The organism is Bradyrhizobium sp., from assembly GCF_036735945.1.
GTDB lineage: Bacteria > Pseudomonadota > Alphaproteobacteria > Rhizobiales > Xanthobacteraceae > Bradyrhizobium.
Genome location: NZ_DAINNI010000124.1, coordinates 1 through 13,500, shown reverse-complemented (window position 1 = coordinate 13,500; position 13,500 = coordinate 1). Strand labels below are relative to the sequence as shown.

Here is a 13,500-nt window from a genome sequence, read left to right as displayed (position 1 = left end):
GCCAGCGTCCCTTCAAAAGTCGACGTATCACTCAGCTATGATTCCGGGTACTAGTTGAAGCTGAGCAGCTTGAAGAGCGGCGTCAGGTAGCTGAGTTCCTGGCCGGAGGTCGTCGTGGTGCGGCTGATGAAGTCGAAGATCTTACCATCCTGCAGGCCGTAATTGGCGAGCCGCGTCACCTGGCGGTTCTTGTCGAAATAGATCGCGATCACGCGCTGGTCGACGACCTTCTGATTCATGAACGCGACTTTGCGCTCGGAGCGCTGCGAGATGTAATAAAACACCTCGCCGTTCAGGGTCGCCACCGTCGACGGCGTTCCCATCACGATCAGCACCTGATCCTGGCTGGCGCCGATCGGGATCTGCTCGAGCGCGTTGGGCGGCAGGATATAGCCTTTCTGGAATTGCTCGCCGGTGCATCCGCCGAGCGCCGCGCAAATCAATGCCGCGGCCGCGACCGCCCGAAAAGCGCGCCGGCGCGTGGTCATACGGCGCGGCGAGGGCGCGCAGGTGCTCAGCTGGCTCATCTCGGTCATATCAGGAATCAGCCCGTCCTCTTGCATCGCGCGGTGCGTTGACGTACCGGGCAGCACACTGGATTGCAACACGCGTGGCCCGGGAGGGCTCGCTCGCGGAACCCACAATGCTTTGGCCGTTCAACCACTTCAGGAAATCCCGGCCGCCGTTGCGCGGCACCATCGAAGCCATCTATGGCATGATCGTGACGCAGGCGCGAGAACCGTTGTTTTATCGGGACTTGGCGGTTCCCGACACGGTTAATGGCCGTTTTGACCTGCTTCTGCTGCATTTGTGGCTGGTGCTGCGGCGCCTGAAATCGGTGGAGGGCGGCGCAGCCCTGTCACAGGGGCTGTTCGACCATTTTTGCGGTGATATGGACGATAATCTGCGTGAAATGGGGACCAGCGACCTCAAGGTGCCCAAGCGCATGCAGGCCTTCGGCGAAGCCTTTTATGGCCGGACCGCGGCCTACGACATGGCGCTGACGGAGAGCCGCGAGGCGCTGGCGCAGGCGATCTGCAAGAATATCCTGAATGGCGAGCACATCGAACAGGCCCGCCTGCTGGCGGCCTATGCCGAGGCGGCGATGACGACACTGGATGGCATCGACGACGCGACGCTGATGAGCGGTTCGGCCAGGTTTCCGATGCCGGAGAGGGCGCAGTCATGAGCAAGACCGGCATGATCGAGAAACCCGATCCCTGGCGCGTTCCCGTCACGGTCGCGCAGATCCCGGAGACCGGGCTGCATCGCGAGATCGAGGCCGACCAGACCATCCGCCATGCGATGGCCGAAATGGGCGGCTTGCGCGAGGTGTTGTCGGCAAACGCTTCATTCGACGTGATGCCAAAGAGCGGCGGCCGCTTCCACGTCATCGGTCACGTGCGGGCGCGGATCGGACAGACCTGCGTGGTCACGCTGGAAGAGATCGAGAACGACATCGACGAGCAGGTCGACCTGATCTTCGCGCCGTCAGAACAGGTTCCGCAGATGGCCGCACTGGTCGATGAGGCCGAGGAAAGCGACGAGGAAACGCCCGACCCGCTGGAGCCGATCGAGAACGGCATGATCGATCTCGGCAAACTCGCTACCGATGCCCTGTATCTCGCGGTCGATCCATATCCGCGAAAACCCGGTGCCGTATTTGAACGGATGGTTGAAGCCGCCGATCCCGAGGATCATCCGTTCGCGGCACTAAAGGCGCTGAAGGCGGAGCCGAAAAAGCCGCGAGCCAGGAAGCCCAAAGGCAAGTAGACGCCGGTCAAAAGTGGCTGATGAAGCTGCCGGCGGCCCTGGATGGTTGCGGCGTGCTCCCAGCATCTCGGTCAAGATATTGAATTATAACGGGATATTGCATATCCTTGGATTTCCGGCCACAGCGCTCCGCTTTCGCCAAAAGACCGGGGTCAAGAGGTTGTGTAAGGGCGGGGACGCGCTATTGTCGCGGCCCGGCGGAGGCGCGGAGTTGCGTTCTGCCAGCACCGCCAACGGTGTATTCCAGCGTGCGGCCGCGCTCCACGAGGGCCGCAAGAGATCAGGTTTCCGGAACATTCATGCCGCAAAAGGTTCGAATCGCGCTTGACGCCATGGGCGGCGATTTCGGTGCATCGGTCGTCATTCCCGGCGCCGCTATCTCTTTGCAGCGGCATCCCGACAGCGAATTCCTGTTCTATGGCGACAGCAGGCTGATCGACGAGCAACTGGCGAAATATCCGGCGCTGAAAAAGGCCTCGCAGGTGACTCATACCGACGTCACCGTCAGCGCACACGACAAGCCGAGCCAGGCGCTGCGCCGCGGTCGCAAGAATTCGTCGATGTGGCTTGCGATCGATGCGGTGAAGAAGGGCGAGGCCGACGTGGCGGTTTCCGCCGGCAATACCGGCGCGCTGATGGCGATGGCTCGATTCCATCTGCACACCATGCCGGGCATCGACCGTCCGGCGATTGCCGCGGTCTGGCCGACGGCGCGCGGCGATTCTGTCGTGCTCGACCTCGGCGCCAGCATCGGCGGCGATGCCAACCATCTGGTGGCATTGGCCGTCATGGGCAGCGCGATGGCAAGCGTGCTCTTCAACCTCGATCGCCCGACGGTTGGGCTGCTCAACATCGGCGTCGAGGAGATCAAGGGCCACGAGGAAATCCGCGAGGCCGGCGAAAGACTGCGCGCCATGAACCTTCCGCAGTTCAACTATATCGGGTTCGTCGAGGGCGACGGCATCGGCAGCGGCGCGGCCGATGTCATCGTGTCGGAAGGTTTCAGCGGCAACATCGCCCTGAAAGCTGCCGAAGGCACGGCGCGCCAGATGGCGGATTTTCTGCGCAACGCGATGGCCAGCAACTGGCAGTCCAAGCTCGGCTATCTCTTCGCCCGCAAGGCCTTCAAGGCGCTTCGCGACAAGCTCGATCCGAACAAATCCAATGGTGGCGTTCTGCTCGGGCTAAAAGGTGTGGTTGTCAAAAGCCATGGCGGAACCAGCGCCGAAGGCTTTGCCTACGCGGTCGATGTTGGCTATGAGACGGTCCGCTGCGATCTCCTCACCAAGATCAATCAGATGATGAATAGCGACGGCGGTGCGTTGGCACAGACCGCGCAGGAGGCTGTCACGTGACTGCGAAACGTTCGGTCGTACTGGGTTGCGGCTCCTATCTGCCGCAGAAGGTGCTGACCAATGCGGAATTGGCCTCCCGGCTCGATACGTCCGACGAGTGGATCGTTCAGCGCACCGGAATCCGCGAGCGTCATATCGCGGCCGAAGGCGAGTTCACCTCGCACCTCGCAATGAACGCGGCGCGCGCAGCGCTCGAACATGCCGGTATCGACGCGCAGGCGATCGACCTGATCGTGCTGGCGACCTCGACGCCCGACAATACGTTTCCGGCGACGGCGGTCGCGGTCCAGAACGGGCTCGGCATCCATCACGGCGCGGCCTTCGATCTGCAGGCGGTGTGCTCCGGCTTCGTGTTCGCGCTCGCGACCGCCGATAATTTCCTGCGCTCCGGCGCCTACAAGCGTGCGCTGGTGATCGGCGCCGAGACGTTCTCGCGTATTCTCGACTGGAACGACCGCGGCACCTGCGTACTGTTCGGCGACGGCGCCGGCGCCATCGTGCTCGAGGCGCAGGACCAGCCCGGCAAACCTTCCGATCGCGGCGTGCTGACGACGCATCTGCGCTCCGACGGCCGGCACAAGGCGAAGCTGTTCGTCGACGGCGGTCCTTCCACGACGCAGACCGTCGGCCATCTGCGGATGGAGGGACGGGAGGTATTCAAGCACGCCGTCGGCATGATCACTGACGTGATCGTGGATGCCTTCAATGCCACGGGCGCCACCGCCGAGGACATCGACTGGTTCATCCCCCACCAGGCCAACAAGCGAATCATCGACGCTTCAGCGCACAAGCTTCATATTGCACCGCAGAAAGTGGTGCTGACCGTCGACCAGCACGGCAATACCTCGGCGGCGTCGATTCCGCTGGCGCTCAACGTCGCGGTCAAGGACGGGCGGGTGAGGAAGGGCGATCTGGTGCTATTTGAAGCCATGGGCGGCGGCTTCACCTGGGGATCCGCACTCGTGCGCTGGTAAGCGCCGCGTAACGGGAACAGTTAAAATTGTGGAGGGCTTTCATGCGTCTGCATGATGCTCGCTGTTGACCATTGCATGCTAACCTCCTAATTTCAGGGAATAAATTGTTCGCCGAGAGTGCGGGGCAGGCGATGACCAACGGGACCGGAAAAACAGTCACACGCGTCGATTTGTGCGAGGCGGTCTACCAGAAGGTGGGTCTGTCGCGGACGGAATCTTCAGCGTTTGTCGAACTCGTTCTGAAAGAGATCACCGATTGCCTGGAGAAGGGCGAGACGGTGAAGCTGTCGTCGTTCGGCTCTTTCATGGTGCGCAAGAAGGGTCAGCGTATCGGACGTAACCCGAAGACCGGTACCGAAGTGCCGATCTCGCCGCGTCGTGTCATGGTGTTCAAGCCATCAGCCATTCTGAAGCAGCGGATCAACGGACACGCGCCTACGAACGGCGAAGGCAAGGCCGAGTAGCGCGATCGCGCGACCACGACCGCGTAGCAGTCAAGTACCGCGTCTTCACCAACGAAACGAGTTGAGAGGAGCTGGCATTTGGACAAGGCGCCGGATGCGTTCCGCACCATCAGCGAAGTCGCTGAAGAACTCGATATTCCCCAGCACGTGCTGCGATTCTGGGAGACGCGCTTCGCCCAGATCAAGCCGATGAAGCGAAGCGGCGGGCGGCGCTACTACCGTCCCGATGACGTCGACCTGCTCAAGGGCATCCGCCGCCTGTTGTACGGCGAGGGCTACACGATCCGCGGCGTGCAGCGGATCCTGAAGGAGCACGGCATCAAATCGGTGCAGGGGCTCGCCGACCAGACCTCGGCCGTGACATTCGGTGCGGTTGAGGAGGCTGTCGGTCTCAGCCTGCAGGAGCCCGACGAGGGCGAGCTGCCGGTCGCTGTCGAGGCCGAAGAGGAAGAGGACGAGGACTTCGAGACCGAAGACAAGGAAATCGACTACCGCTTTGCCGATACCGACGATGACGGGATCCTGCTGCCCTTCGTCAAGGGCAAGGCAGGACCATCGGACGCCGACCGCGAGCGCCTGGAGCGGGTCGTGCAGGATCTGATCGCCTGCCGGCAATTGCTTGATAATGCGATGAAGGACAACTGAGCGGGGCGGGCGGAACCGGGCCGATTCGATGGCGCCGCAATGCGGCCGCTCTCGCGCCTTGCGCCGGGCCCTGATCGCAGCTAATGGAACGGCATCGGAGCGTGGCGCAGCCCGGTTAGCGCACTAGTCTGGGAGACTAGGGGTCGGAGGTTCAAATCCTCTCGCTCCGACCATTTTTCTCGTTACATTCAATGGCGATTTCGCGTCTCCGGTTTACGGGCAATCGCCTGGTTACAGGCGGTTTGCAATTTTCGTTCTCCCGTCGTTCCAGCGCCCCGGATTCTTGCGAGGTCTACGGCAGGGAACCCTTGACCGTTCCATTGGTTAGGTCAGCACTCGATAGCGTAACGCAAGGGCATGTGCATGACCACACCAAGCCATCAGGCAACCGAGGCACAACGGGAAAGCTTCCTTGAGGCCGCGCAAAAAGAGATGATCGCTTTCGAGAGAAAAGAACGAGAGTTTCGGAAGCAGGCAAAGCAGGAAGAGGCTCTGCAGCTTCGACTGCCCCTGCTATCGTAGCAGTAGCTTCGCGCGCACGACAAACTGTCATAACGACGCGATACGTTGCTGTTCACGGCTGCTCGCAAGCCCCTGCGGCTGCCGGCGCTTGGCGACCTTGCACGCTACCTCCAACCAGGCGAGCCCGTCGCGTCCTCCCGCGGCGGGCTGCCTCGTTATCATAGGGCTGAAATTGAATTGGTCCGGAGTAGTTGCAGTTGCATGCCGCCCCGGACGGGACCCGCCGTTTTAGGGGCGGGTATCAGTCTCGGCGCTGCTTGCAGATGACAACAAGCTGCAATGAGGAAGGCCCTGGATCAAACCAGGGCCTTTGTCTTTTACGGGAAGCACTCAAGGGGCTGGCGGAAACTACGGACAGATGTCCCAGAAACCCGACCGCCGGGACCAGTCAGTGTAATACCAGCACAACCCGGCTCGCGGAGGAGGACCGGCCCATGTCGCCGCACTGGCCGCCAGGAATCCCAGTGCAGCCCCAGCCGCGATCGCGCCACCTGGACGCCATGTATACCGGCCGGGACGAGCCCAACCCCGATGAGGTGGCCGATGAACACCCGGCCGATGAGCACCCGGGGGACGTGGACGATGCGCGCCCGGCGGACGTGCAGCCGGAGGACGTGGACGATGCGCGCCAGGGGGGCGGTGGGCTCCCGGCCGCTGACCGCGCCTGTTCTGCGCGCTCAAGTCGGTCGCAACCGCCGCATTCGCCGAAGAGACCGCAGCAAAATCACCCACCGGCCATGCCAGCGCAACGACGGCCAGCACGGCGGCGCCAAGTAGTCTACGAGCCATTTGTCCTCCTACATTTCTTGGGTCAGTGGACCCCAACCGCGTCGATGACTTTTGGTTCCATTTCCGGAACGTTACGCGCGACTTCCCGGCGCTCACCCACGATAAACCCGCCATTAACCATAGGCCGGTACGATCATATTCGGGGCCTAAATGGAGCCGAGCTTATGCCCATCGAGATGCTGTCGTACGCCGAACTGGGCGAAAGACTCAAGATTTCGCCGGAGGCTGCGCGTGCCTTGGTGAAGCGACATCGCTGGCCGCGTACCCGCGCCAACGATGGCAAGGCGCTTGTCCAGGTTGATCTCACCGAAATCAGCCATTCCCCAATATCCCGCCCGCCGCAGGCGCAGACCAATCAACAGCTGGTCACCGCCCTCAAGCAGCAGATCGAGACGTTGCAGACCGAGCTGGCGGAGATGAAGGTCATCGCCACCGGCTATCGGGGCGATTTCGAACGGGAATGCGAGCGCACCAACAAGCTGTTGGCCGAGTTGCTTAAAGCAACCACCGACACCATGGGAGCCCGCGAAAAGGCGGCGTTGCTCGAAGGCAAGCTCTCGATGATGACGCAGCCCTGGCGGCGTCGGCTGGCCGATGCTTTCACCCTTGCCCTGCCGCAGGTCGCTTCCAGCCCGCGCGAGAGCACGGCCGCTCCGTCGACGAATTCAGCCGCCGCCTAGATGCCGAGGGCCCAGACGGCGAGGATGGTGGCGAGCACTGCCGCTCCGCTTATCGTCCATCCCGTCAGGTAAGTCGCGCCGTCGTCTTCCGGCTGATCGACCATGGTATCGCGCCAGTGGCTCATGTCCGGCCTCCCTTACGCTGATAGTGCCTCCAGAAGGTATGTCTCCGCGGAAGGGCGCAGGTTCATCCACTGCTCGTTGATGGGCAGCGTTTCCGGTACGCTGCCGTGCCAATTCCGCAACTGGTTCGCTGTGCCATCCTTGGCTAGGCTCGTGATGCTCAAGCGGGGAGACACCCGCGGGGCAGGGCAGGCAAACAGCGAGGCAGGTCATGAAAGTGCGCCCCACAGGCGTGATACCGCCGATGACGACGCCGTTCCGGAAAGACGGCGTGATCGATTTCAAACTCGTGGCACCACAGGTCGACTGGCTGATCGGCGCCGGCAGCCACGGGATGGCTGCCGGCGGCTCGACCGGCGAGGGCCACACGCTCGACCATGAGGAATATCGCGACCTGGTGGCCGCGACGGTGGAGGCCGCGAAAGGGCGCGCGCCTGTCATCGCCGGCATCATCGTCGATTCCACCCGCGACGCGATCCGGCGCGGCAGGCTGGTGCGCGACATCGACGTCGCGGCGCTGCAGGTGACGCCGGTGCACTATCTGTTCAAGCCGGACGAGCAGGCGATGGTCGATCACTTCCGGCGCATGGCTGACGAAACCGGCATGCCGATCATCATCTACAATGTCGTGCCGTGGTCGTACCTTTCGCCGGCGCTGTTGACGCGGATCATGAACGAGGTGCCGCTCGTCGTCGGCGTCAAGCAGAGCGCGGGCGACCTGAAACTGTTTGCCGATCTCATGATGATGGCGCCGGACAAACTGATCTACAGCGCCGTCGACGCGCTGATGTATCCGTCGTACACACTCGGCGCGCATGGTTCGATCGCCGCGATCCTGAGCGCCGCACCGCATGCTTCCGTCGAGCTCTGGAACGCGGTCAGGGACGGCAACCATGCCGCCGCGCTCGAACTGCACAAGAAGCTGCTGACGCTGTGGAACGCGATCATCGCCGACAATCTGCCGGCCTGCACCCGCTACGCGCAGATGCTGCAGGGAATGCCCGCGACGTTCTCGCGCGCGCCGATGCCGGAGGCTTCTCCCGCGCAACAAGCCGCCATCAGGACGGCGCTGGAGGCATTGGGCGCGCTTCGCCCTTCGCGTGAGGCGGCGGAGTAAATTCCGCAGCGCGAAAACGACGCGAGACAAGCGAGCCGCCGCATCACCGGCGGCTTTACCCGCGACTGCCCTCTGTTACTGTCGTGTTCGCACGGCTCCGTTGTCATGAGGGCCCCAATTCAAGAACTGAAAATCGAGGTAACAGTCGCAATGAAGGATTTTGCCGGAAAGTTCGCCGTGATCACGGGTGGCGGCACGGGCATGGGCCGCGAGCTCGCGCGCCAGCTCGTCGCCGAAGGCTGCAATGTCGCGATGTGCGACGTCTCGCTGGAAGCGATGGCGGAGACCAGGCGGCTGTGCGAGGCGGAAAAGCTGCCACAGGGGCTGCGCGTCACCACCCATGTCGCCGACGTCTCGATCGAGGCGCACCTGCAGCGCTTCCGCGACGAGCTGATCGAGCAGCAGGCCACCGACAGGATCCATCTCTTGTTCAACAACGCCGGCATCGGCGGCGGCGGCAGCCTGTTCACCAACACGCGCGAGCAGTGGGAACGTACCTTCAACATCTGCTGGGGCGGCGTCTATCTCGGCGTCCGTACCTTCCTGCCGCTGATGATGAAGGCGGACGAGGCCCACATCGTCAACACCTCGAGCGTCAACGGCTTCTGGGCATCGGTCGGCCTCGGCGTGCCGCACACCGCCTACAGCGCCGCCAAGTTTGCGGTGAAGGGCTTTACCGAAGCGCTGATGACCGATCTGCGGCTCAACGCACCCCATATCAAATGCTCCGTCGTGATGCCCGGCCATATCGGCACCTCGATCGTTTCCAATTCGCGCAAGATCCAGAGCGGCACGGATTCCGACGAGCTCAGCCCGAACGAAATCGCGGCGACGCGGCAGCGCCTGAAGGGCATGGGCATCGACACCGCGGCGATGTCGGACGCCGATATTCAGCAGGTCGCACTCGACCGCGCGCGCACCTTCCACGACGAGGCCCCGACCACAGCGGCCGCCGCGGCAAAGATCATCCTCGACGGCGTCAAGGCCGAGCGCTGGCGGATTCTCGTCGGCGACGATGCGCACAAACTCGACGAGCGGGTGCGGCAGGCCCCCGAGAAGGCCTACACGCCGGAATTCTACAAGAGCTTTACGGAAGAGGTCGGCTGGCGGTTGGGTTAGCGGGCAGTCGGTTCTGACCGAGATCAGAACCGACGCCCTCGCTTTCTCCCGTCGCGTTCCAGGAGCCGTCAAACCTTGCGCGCCATCATCCGCGCGAGATGCGGTGGCGCGTGCCCGGACGATAGGCGAGGCGGGTGTGTCCGGAACAATAGGGCAAGCCCTCCACCGGAGTGTTGCCGCAGAAGCAGAAATCTTCGGCGCCCGGTGTGCTGATCGGCCAGCGGCATCGCTGGTTGCTGAGTTCGAGCAGCGAGCAGCGGCGGTCGCTCACGATCGGATCTTCCTGCAGCGGCTGCGGGCTTTCGTAGACGGCCTGCAGTATCTGATACTGCAGCCTGGGGACGGATTTTCTGGATCGCTCTCTGGCAGCCTTGGTTGGACGCGGTTCGGCGCGGGCGGGGCCGCGCGTCAATTGCAGGCGAGCTAGTTTGCCGATCACCGCATTGCGGCTGACGCCGATGCTGGCCGCGATCTCGCGGCAGGTGAGGCCGGCCTCGAAATGACTCTTCAATTGTTCAACGCGATCGGTGGTCCAGGTCGGTAGATTCGTAAGCATTTTCTCGGTTCCACATTCTGTGAAAACCGCCGCAATTCCCGTCAGGATGGCCGGCCGTTGTCGCGGATCGCAAGCAGCCCGTCCTTGATGGCGAGCCGAATGCCTTCCTCGATCAAAGTCCTGGCAACGCCTGGAACACTAGTGCCGTGGGTGCCCTGTCTCACCAATCTCTCCATGTAAGCGATGGTCGAGAGCGCCAAGGTCACGGGAACGCGGTCGGTTTCGGCTTTTTCTGTAGCCATGGGGAACGCTAACTTTTAAACGATGTACTGAAAAGTTACTATTTCGACTCTATTTAGTTTTGCACACATGAGTCAAACGACTTGTGGATAGCTTCCTATCCAATTGAGAAACAATATTAAAATCTGAGGCCCCAGCTGTGGACGGGCTGCGAGGCTGTTACTCGGCGCGTGCACCCGGCCCGAACGGCCCCATTGCTGCGGCGAAACGATCCAGTTCTGCGACGATTTCCCGATTGCCTCGCCCTTGCTGCAATGAAGAAATGGCTGTTGAAGGCGGCAGCGGGGCGCGATGACGGTTGCGAACGGGCTCTACACGATCCAGATCGAGATGTTGGATGGCGGGCACGGCCGCGCCCGCGGCATCATCGTGCTGCGCGACGGCAAGATCGCCGGCGGCGATTCGTATTTCTATTACACCGGCTCCTACACCGGCGACCGCGGCAAATGGCGCGGCGAACTCGTCACTCACGAGCACACGAAATCAGCCGGCACCTTGCCGCTGTTTGGCGGCCGCGAGGTGACCTGCGGTTTTACCGGTTCGTATTCGGCCGATGGCGCGCAAGTGCAGGGCACGGCGCTGGTCGGAAAGACCAGCGTGCTGTTTCATGCCAGGCTCCAGCTTCAATCGGAGTTCTGACGCCGGCGTCAGCCGTGCACGGCGGATTTCGCGATCATGCAGTGAATGCCCTTGGAGCCGTTGACGGTCTGCGTCACCCGCAGATCGGCGGCGAGGCTGCAGAGCGTGTAGGCGTCCTCGCGCGACAGGTTGCGTTTCTCGCCGAGCAGCACGATCATGTCGCGCAGCGCGCGCACCACGCACTGGTCGAGATCTGGATCCATCGCCATCGTCATGTAGTGATCGGATGTTTCCGCGCGCGGATAGTCGAGGCGGAGATCCTTGCGCAGGGTCAGGCGGAAGCGGCCCTGCAGCGCGGTTTCGATCGCGGTGACGCAGACCTCGCCGTCGCCCTGCACGCCGTGACCGTCGCCGCAGGAGAACAGCGCGCCCGGCACGAACACCGGCAGATACAGTTTTCCGCCGGCGCCCAATTCCTTGTTGTCGAGATTGCCGCCCATCGCGCGCGGGATCAGCGAGGTGATGCGGCCCCAGGCGGGCGGCGGTGCGACCCCCATCACGCCGAAGAACGGCTTCAGCGGCAGGTCCAGCCCCCACGGCAGCCGGCCGACCATCCGCTCACGGTCGAGCGGAATGTTCAGGATTCGCGCCTCGTGGAAGTCATCGGGCAGGGTGCCCGCCAGCGGGCGGATCAAATTCCAGCCCCAGTCCTGGCGGAGCCGAACGTCGAGAATGTCGATCTCCAGCACGTCGCCGGGTTGCGCGCCTTCGATCGCGACCGGGCCGGTCAGGATATGGCCCTGCAGCAGCCGCTCGCATCGTGCATGCACCTCGTCGAGTTCGGGCGGAACGTGAAACTGGCTTCGGTCGGGCACCACCTCGGGGCCACCGCTGACGGTGTCGATGGTGACCTCATCGCCGCTGGCGATGGTCAGGACCGGTTTCAGCGTCGCATCGAAATAGCCCCAGTGGCAGGTTTCGGGGCTGGAATGCAGGTGATGATGGGCCATGGAGGGCTTTCTTGCAGGAAATGTCGGAGCAGTTTGTCATTGTCGGGATTTTTTGAACAGGGCTGTTGCGAACAAGGATGGATACGCGCCGCAAGCCCGCGTATGACGAATTCGCTTGTCCATGAGGCTTCCCCTTGTTTTTCGTTCTCTCCAAGACGCTCGGCGTCCTGATGCTGCCGACGAACTTTCTGATCGGCATCGGCTTCGTCGGCGCGATCCTGATGTTCACGCGCTTTGCATCGCTCGGCCGCAAGCTGGTGATCGCAGCCGTCCTGCTGCTCGTGATCTGCGGGCTGTCGCCGCTGGGGAACCTGCTGCTCTACCCGCTGGAGCAGCGCTTTCCGCCATGGGACGCATCGCGCGGTGCGCCCGACGGCATCATCGTGCTCGGCGCCTCAATCGAAGCCGACCTTTCCACCGCGCACGGCACGCCGGTGGTGCGCAGTTCGCCCGACCGCCTGATCGCGGCTGCCGCGCTGGCACACCGCTACCCCAACGCGCGCGTCGCATTCTCCGGCGGCAGTGCGAACCTGATTTCGAACGACGCCAGGGAAGCCGATTTCGCCGGCGCCATTTTCGAGAGTCTTGGCATCGACAAGTCGCGGCTGGTCATGGAACGCGCCTCGCGCAACACGCAGGAGAATGCCGAATTCTCCAAGGCATTGCTTGCGCCCAAGGATGGCGAACGCTGGCTGCTGGTGACGTCGGCCTTCCACATGCCGCGATCGGTCGGCCTGTTCCGGAAGGCGGGTTTTGCGGTCGAGCCCTATCCGGTCGACTGGCGGGTCGGCGGCCGCGGCGACATCTTCAATTTCACCAACGTCGCGATCGACGGGCTGGGGCGGACCGATCTTGCCGTACGCGAATGGATGGGCCTGATCGCCTACCGCGCCACCGGCAAGATCGACGAGGTGCTGCCGGGCCCGTCCAAGGGCCCGTCCAAGTAGCAGCGGACGGCGGGCCGGGCTACAATCCAACAACAGGCGCCGTCCAGCGCGCCGCATTGGGAGCTATCGCCATGCAACAGCAGACGCCGCCGGAAGCGTTCGATTTGGTCGGCATGGTGGCCGATCTCAACAGCCTGCTCAGGCTGAAGACGACGGTCATCGGCATCAAGATGTTCGCGCGCACCGAGGAGATGATGGCGATCCCGAAGATCCGGCGGCCTTCGGCGGTGCATACCACCGATCAGATCGTCAGCATGGCATCAAGGCTCGGATGGACCGTCGGCATAACAGGCGAAGATCTCGTCGGCGCGCAATGCCGCGCCGTGATTGGCCTCGCGCCTCAGGACGAGAAATGGCTCGCCGGGGAAAACTATGTCGGCGTCTGGCACGGCACCGCCGAAGACGCGCGCAAGCGCCAGGAAGCGCTCGACGTCGTGCCGTTCGGTCAATATCAGGCGATGGCGGTGAGCCCGCTCACCAGCGGCCGGCTCGATCCGCCGGATATCTGTCTGGTCTACGCGACGCCCGGGCAGATGATCATCCTGATCAACGGCCTGCAATATACCGGCTACAAGAAGTTCGAATGGGGCGTGGTCGGCGAGACCGC

Annotated in this window: 18 protein-coding genes and 1 tRNA gene; 14 read left to right on the top strand and 5 right to left on the bottom strand. The window is 63.0% G+C overall.

The window, feature by feature from the left end; genetic code table 11:
• Nucleotides 1-50 precede the first annotated feature (50 nt).
• Nucleotides 51-536: an outer membrane protein assembly factor BamE gene (locus tag V7E26_RS25225; RefSeq protein WP_324421603.1), complete on the bottom strand. Its 486-nt coding sequence runs from the start codon at nucleotides 534-536 to the stop codon at nucleotides 51-53.
• A gap of 107 nt (nucleotides 537-643) precedes the next feature.
• Between V7E26_RS25225 and V7E26_RS25220 the strand changes: the two genes are divergently transcribed.
• From V7E26_RS25220 to V7E26_RS25180, 9 genes are all read left to right on the top strand, one after another.
• Nucleotides 644-1,189 carry a ubiquinol-cytochrome C chaperone family protein gene (locus tag V7E26_RS25220; protein ID WP_324421601.1) on the top strand — a complete coding sequence of 182 codons (546 nt, stop codon included), beginning with the start codon at nucleotides 644-646 and terminating at the stop codon, nucleotides 1,187-1,189.
• Complete coding sequence (locus tag V7E26_RS25215) at nucleotides 1,186-1,773, top strand: YceD family protein (RefSeq protein ID WP_324421599.1); 588 nt, start codon at nucleotides 1,186-1,188, stop codon at nucleotides 1,771-1,773. The genes V7E26_RS25220 and V7E26_RS25215 overlap by 4 nt, the downstream gene beginning before the upstream one ends.
• A gap of 299 nt (nucleotides 1,774-2,072) precedes the next feature.
• Nucleotides 2,073-3,128 carry a phosphate acyltransferase PlsX gene (gene plsX / locus V7E26_RS25210; protein ID WP_324421597.1) on the top strand — a complete coding sequence of 352 codons (1,056 nt, stop codon included), beginning with the start codon at nucleotides 2,073-2,075 and terminating at the stop codon, nucleotides 3,126-3,128.
• The gene (locus tag V7E26_RS25205; RefSeq protein ID WP_324421595.1) at nucleotides 3,125-4,102 is read left to right on the top strand and encodes a beta-ketoacyl-ACP synthase III; all 978 of its coding nucleotides are present in this window, start codon (nucleotides 3,125-3,127) and stop codon (nucleotides 4,100-4,102) included. The genes plsX and V7E26_RS25205 overlap by 4 nt, the downstream gene beginning before the upstream one ends.
• 131 nt (nucleotides 4,103-4,233) lie before the next feature.
• Complete coding sequence (locus tag V7E26_RS25200) at nucleotides 4,234-4,566, top strand: integration host factor subunit alpha (RefSeq protein ID WP_324421592.1); 333 nt, start codon at nucleotides 4,234-4,236, stop codon at nucleotides 4,564-4,566.
• A 78-nt stretch (nucleotides 4,567-4,644) separates the two neighbouring features.
• The gene (locus V7E26_RS25195) at nucleotides 4,645-5,211 is read left to right on the top strand and encodes a MerR family transcriptional regulator (protein WP_324421590.1); all 567 of its coding nucleotides are present in this window, start codon (nucleotides 4,645-4,647) and stop codon (nucleotides 5,209-5,211) included.
• 95 nt (nucleotides 5,212-5,306) lie between these two features.
• Nucleotides 5,307-5,384, top strand: a tRNA-Pro gene (locus V7E26_RS25190).
• A 190-nt stretch (nucleotides 5,385-5,574) separates the two neighbouring features.
• Nucleotides 5,575-5,733: a hypothetical protein gene (locus V7E26_RS25185; RefSeq protein ID WP_324421588.1), complete on the top strand. Its 159-nt coding sequence runs from the start codon at nucleotides 5,575-5,577 to the stop codon at nucleotides 5,731-5,733.
• Nucleotides 5,734-6,686: 953 nt separating this feature from the next.
• On the top strand, nucleotides 6,687-7,202 hold the full coding sequence (locus tag V7E26_RS25180; protein WP_324421586.1) for a hypothetical protein: 516 nt from the start codon (nucleotides 6,687-6,689) through the stop codon (nucleotides 7,200-7,202).
• Here V7E26_RS25180 and V7E26_RS25175 read toward each other — a convergent pair.
• Entirely contained in the window at nucleotides 7,199-7,327 is a 129-nt protein-coding gene (locus tag V7E26_RS25175; RefSeq protein ID WP_324421584.1) for a hypothetical protein, read from the bottom strand. The genes V7E26_RS25180 and V7E26_RS25175 overlap by 4 nt on opposite strands.
• Nucleotides 7,328-7,536: 209 nt before the next feature.
• On the opposite strand from V7E26_RS25175, the gene V7E26_RS25170 reads away from it, so the two are divergent.
• Nucleotides 7,537-8,442 carry a dihydrodipicolinate synthase family protein gene (locus tag V7E26_RS25170; RefSeq protein WP_324421582.1) on the top strand — a complete coding sequence of 302 codons (906 nt, stop codon included), beginning with the start codon at nucleotides 7,537-7,539 and terminating at the stop codon, nucleotides 8,440-8,442.
• A 150-nt stretch (nucleotides 8,443-8,592) separates the two neighbouring features.
• Entirely contained in the window at nucleotides 8,593-9,561 is a 969-nt protein-coding gene (locus V7E26_RS25165) for an SDR family oxidoreductase (RefSeq protein WP_324421580.1), read from the top strand.
• A gap of 85 nt (nucleotides 9,562-9,646) precedes the next feature.
• On the opposite strand, the gene V7E26_RS25160 is transcribed toward V7E26_RS25165, so the two are convergent.
• Together V7E26_RS25160 and V7E26_RS25155 are read right to left on the bottom strand one after the other, a co-directional pair.
• The gene (locus V7E26_RS25160) at nucleotides 9,647-10,117 is read right to left on the bottom strand and encodes a GcrA family cell cycle regulator (RefSeq protein ID WP_324421578.1); all 471 of its coding nucleotides are present in this window, start codon (nucleotides 10,115-10,117) and stop codon (nucleotides 9,647-9,649) included.
• A gap of 41 nt (nucleotides 10,118-10,158) precedes the next feature.
• Nucleotides 10,159-10,359 carry a hypothetical protein gene (locus V7E26_RS25155; RefSeq protein ID WP_225669173.1) on the bottom strand — a complete coding sequence of 67 codons (201 nt, stop codon included), beginning with the start codon at nucleotides 10,357-10,359 and terminating at the stop codon, nucleotides 10,159-10,161.
• 289 nt (nucleotides 10,360-10,648) lie between these two features.
• Here V7E26_RS25155 and V7E26_RS25150 point away from each other — a divergent pair, with 289 nt between their 5' ends.
• Nucleotides 10,649-10,996 (top strand): GrlR family regulatory protein, encoded by a 348-nt coding sequence (locus V7E26_RS25150; protein ID WP_324421574.1) that lies wholly within the window; start codon nucleotides 10,649-10,651, stop codon nucleotides 10,994-10,996.
• An 8-nt stretch (nucleotides 10,997-11,004) separates the two neighbouring features.
• Here the strand turns inward: V7E26_RS25150 and V7E26_RS25145 are convergent, their stop codons facing one another.
• Nucleotides 11,005-11,946, bottom strand: coding sequence for an acetamidase/formamidase family protein (locus V7E26_RS25145; protein WP_324421572.1), 942 nt, complete (start codon nucleotides 11,944-11,946; stop codon nucleotides 11,005-11,007).
• 134 nt (nucleotides 11,947-12,080) lie between these two features.
• Between V7E26_RS25145 and V7E26_RS25140 the strand changes: the two genes are divergently transcribed.
• Both V7E26_RS25140 and V7E26_RS25135 read left to right on the top strand, forming a co-directional pair.
• A complete protein-coding gene (locus tag V7E26_RS25140) occupies nucleotides 12,081-12,893 on the top strand; it encodes a YdcF family protein (RefSeq protein ID WP_324421570.1) in 813 nt (270 codons plus the stop codon).
• Between the two features lie 71 nt (nucleotides 12,894-12,964).
• A partial coding sequence (locus V7E26_RS25135; RefSeq protein ID WP_324421568.1) for a DUF169 domain-containing protein occupies nucleotides 12,965-13,500 on the top strand: 536 nt, incomplete at its 3' end.

Coding starts and splice junctions, on each gene's coding strand:
- V7E26_RS25160 (WP_324421578.1), bottom strand. CDS start 10,117: ATGCTTACGAATCTACCGACCTGGACCACCGATCGCGTTGAACAATTG.
- V7E26_RS25225 (WP_324421603.1), bottom strand. CDS start 536: ATGACCGAGATGAGCCAGCTGAGCACCTGCGCGCCCTCGCCGCGCCGT.
- V7E26_RS25165 (WP_324421580.1), top strand. CDS start 8,593: ATGAAGGATTTTGCCGGAAAGTTCGCCGTGATCACGGGTGGCGGCACG.
- V7E26_RS25220 (WP_324421601.1), top strand. CDS start 644: ATGCTTTGGCCGTTCAACCACTTCAGGAAATCCCGGCCGCCGTTGCGC.
- V7E26_RS25200 (WP_324421592.1), top strand. CDS start 4,234: ATGACCAACGGGACCGGAAAAACAGTCACACGCGTCGATTTGTGCGAG.
- V7E26_RS25145 (WP_324421572.1), bottom strand. CDS start 11,946: ATGGCCCATCATCACCTGCATTCCAGCCCCGAAACCTGCCACTGGGGC.
- V7E26_RS25180 (WP_324421586.1), top strand. CDS start 6,687: ATGCCCATCGAGATGCTGTCGTACGCCGAACTGGGCGAAAGACTCAAG.
- plsX (WP_324421597.1), top strand. CDS start 2,073: ATGCCGCAAAAGGTTCGAATCGCGCTTGACGCCATGGGCGGCGATTTC.
- V7E26_RS25215 (WP_324421599.1), top strand. CDS start 1,186: ATGAGCAAGACCGGCATGATCGAGAAACCCGATCCCTGGCGCGTTCCC.
- V7E26_RS25170 (WP_324421582.1), top strand. CDS start 7,537: ATGAAAGTGCGCCCCACAGGCGTGATACCGCCGATGACGACGCCGTTC.
- V7E26_RS25150 (WP_324421574.1), top strand. CDS start 10,649: ATGACGGTTGCGAACGGGCTCTACACGATCCAGATCGAGATGTTGGAT.
- V7E26_RS25185 (WP_324421588.1), top strand. CDS start 5,575: ATGACCACACCAAGCCATCAGGCAACCGAGGCACAACGGGAAAGCTTC.
- V7E26_RS25175 (WP_324421584.1), bottom strand. CDS start 7,327: ATGAGCCACTGGCGCGATACCATGGTCGATCAGCCGGAAGACGACGGC.
- V7E26_RS25155 (WP_225669173.1), bottom strand. CDS start 10,359: ATGGCTACAGAAAAAGCCGAAACCGACCGCGTTCCCGTGACCTTGGCG.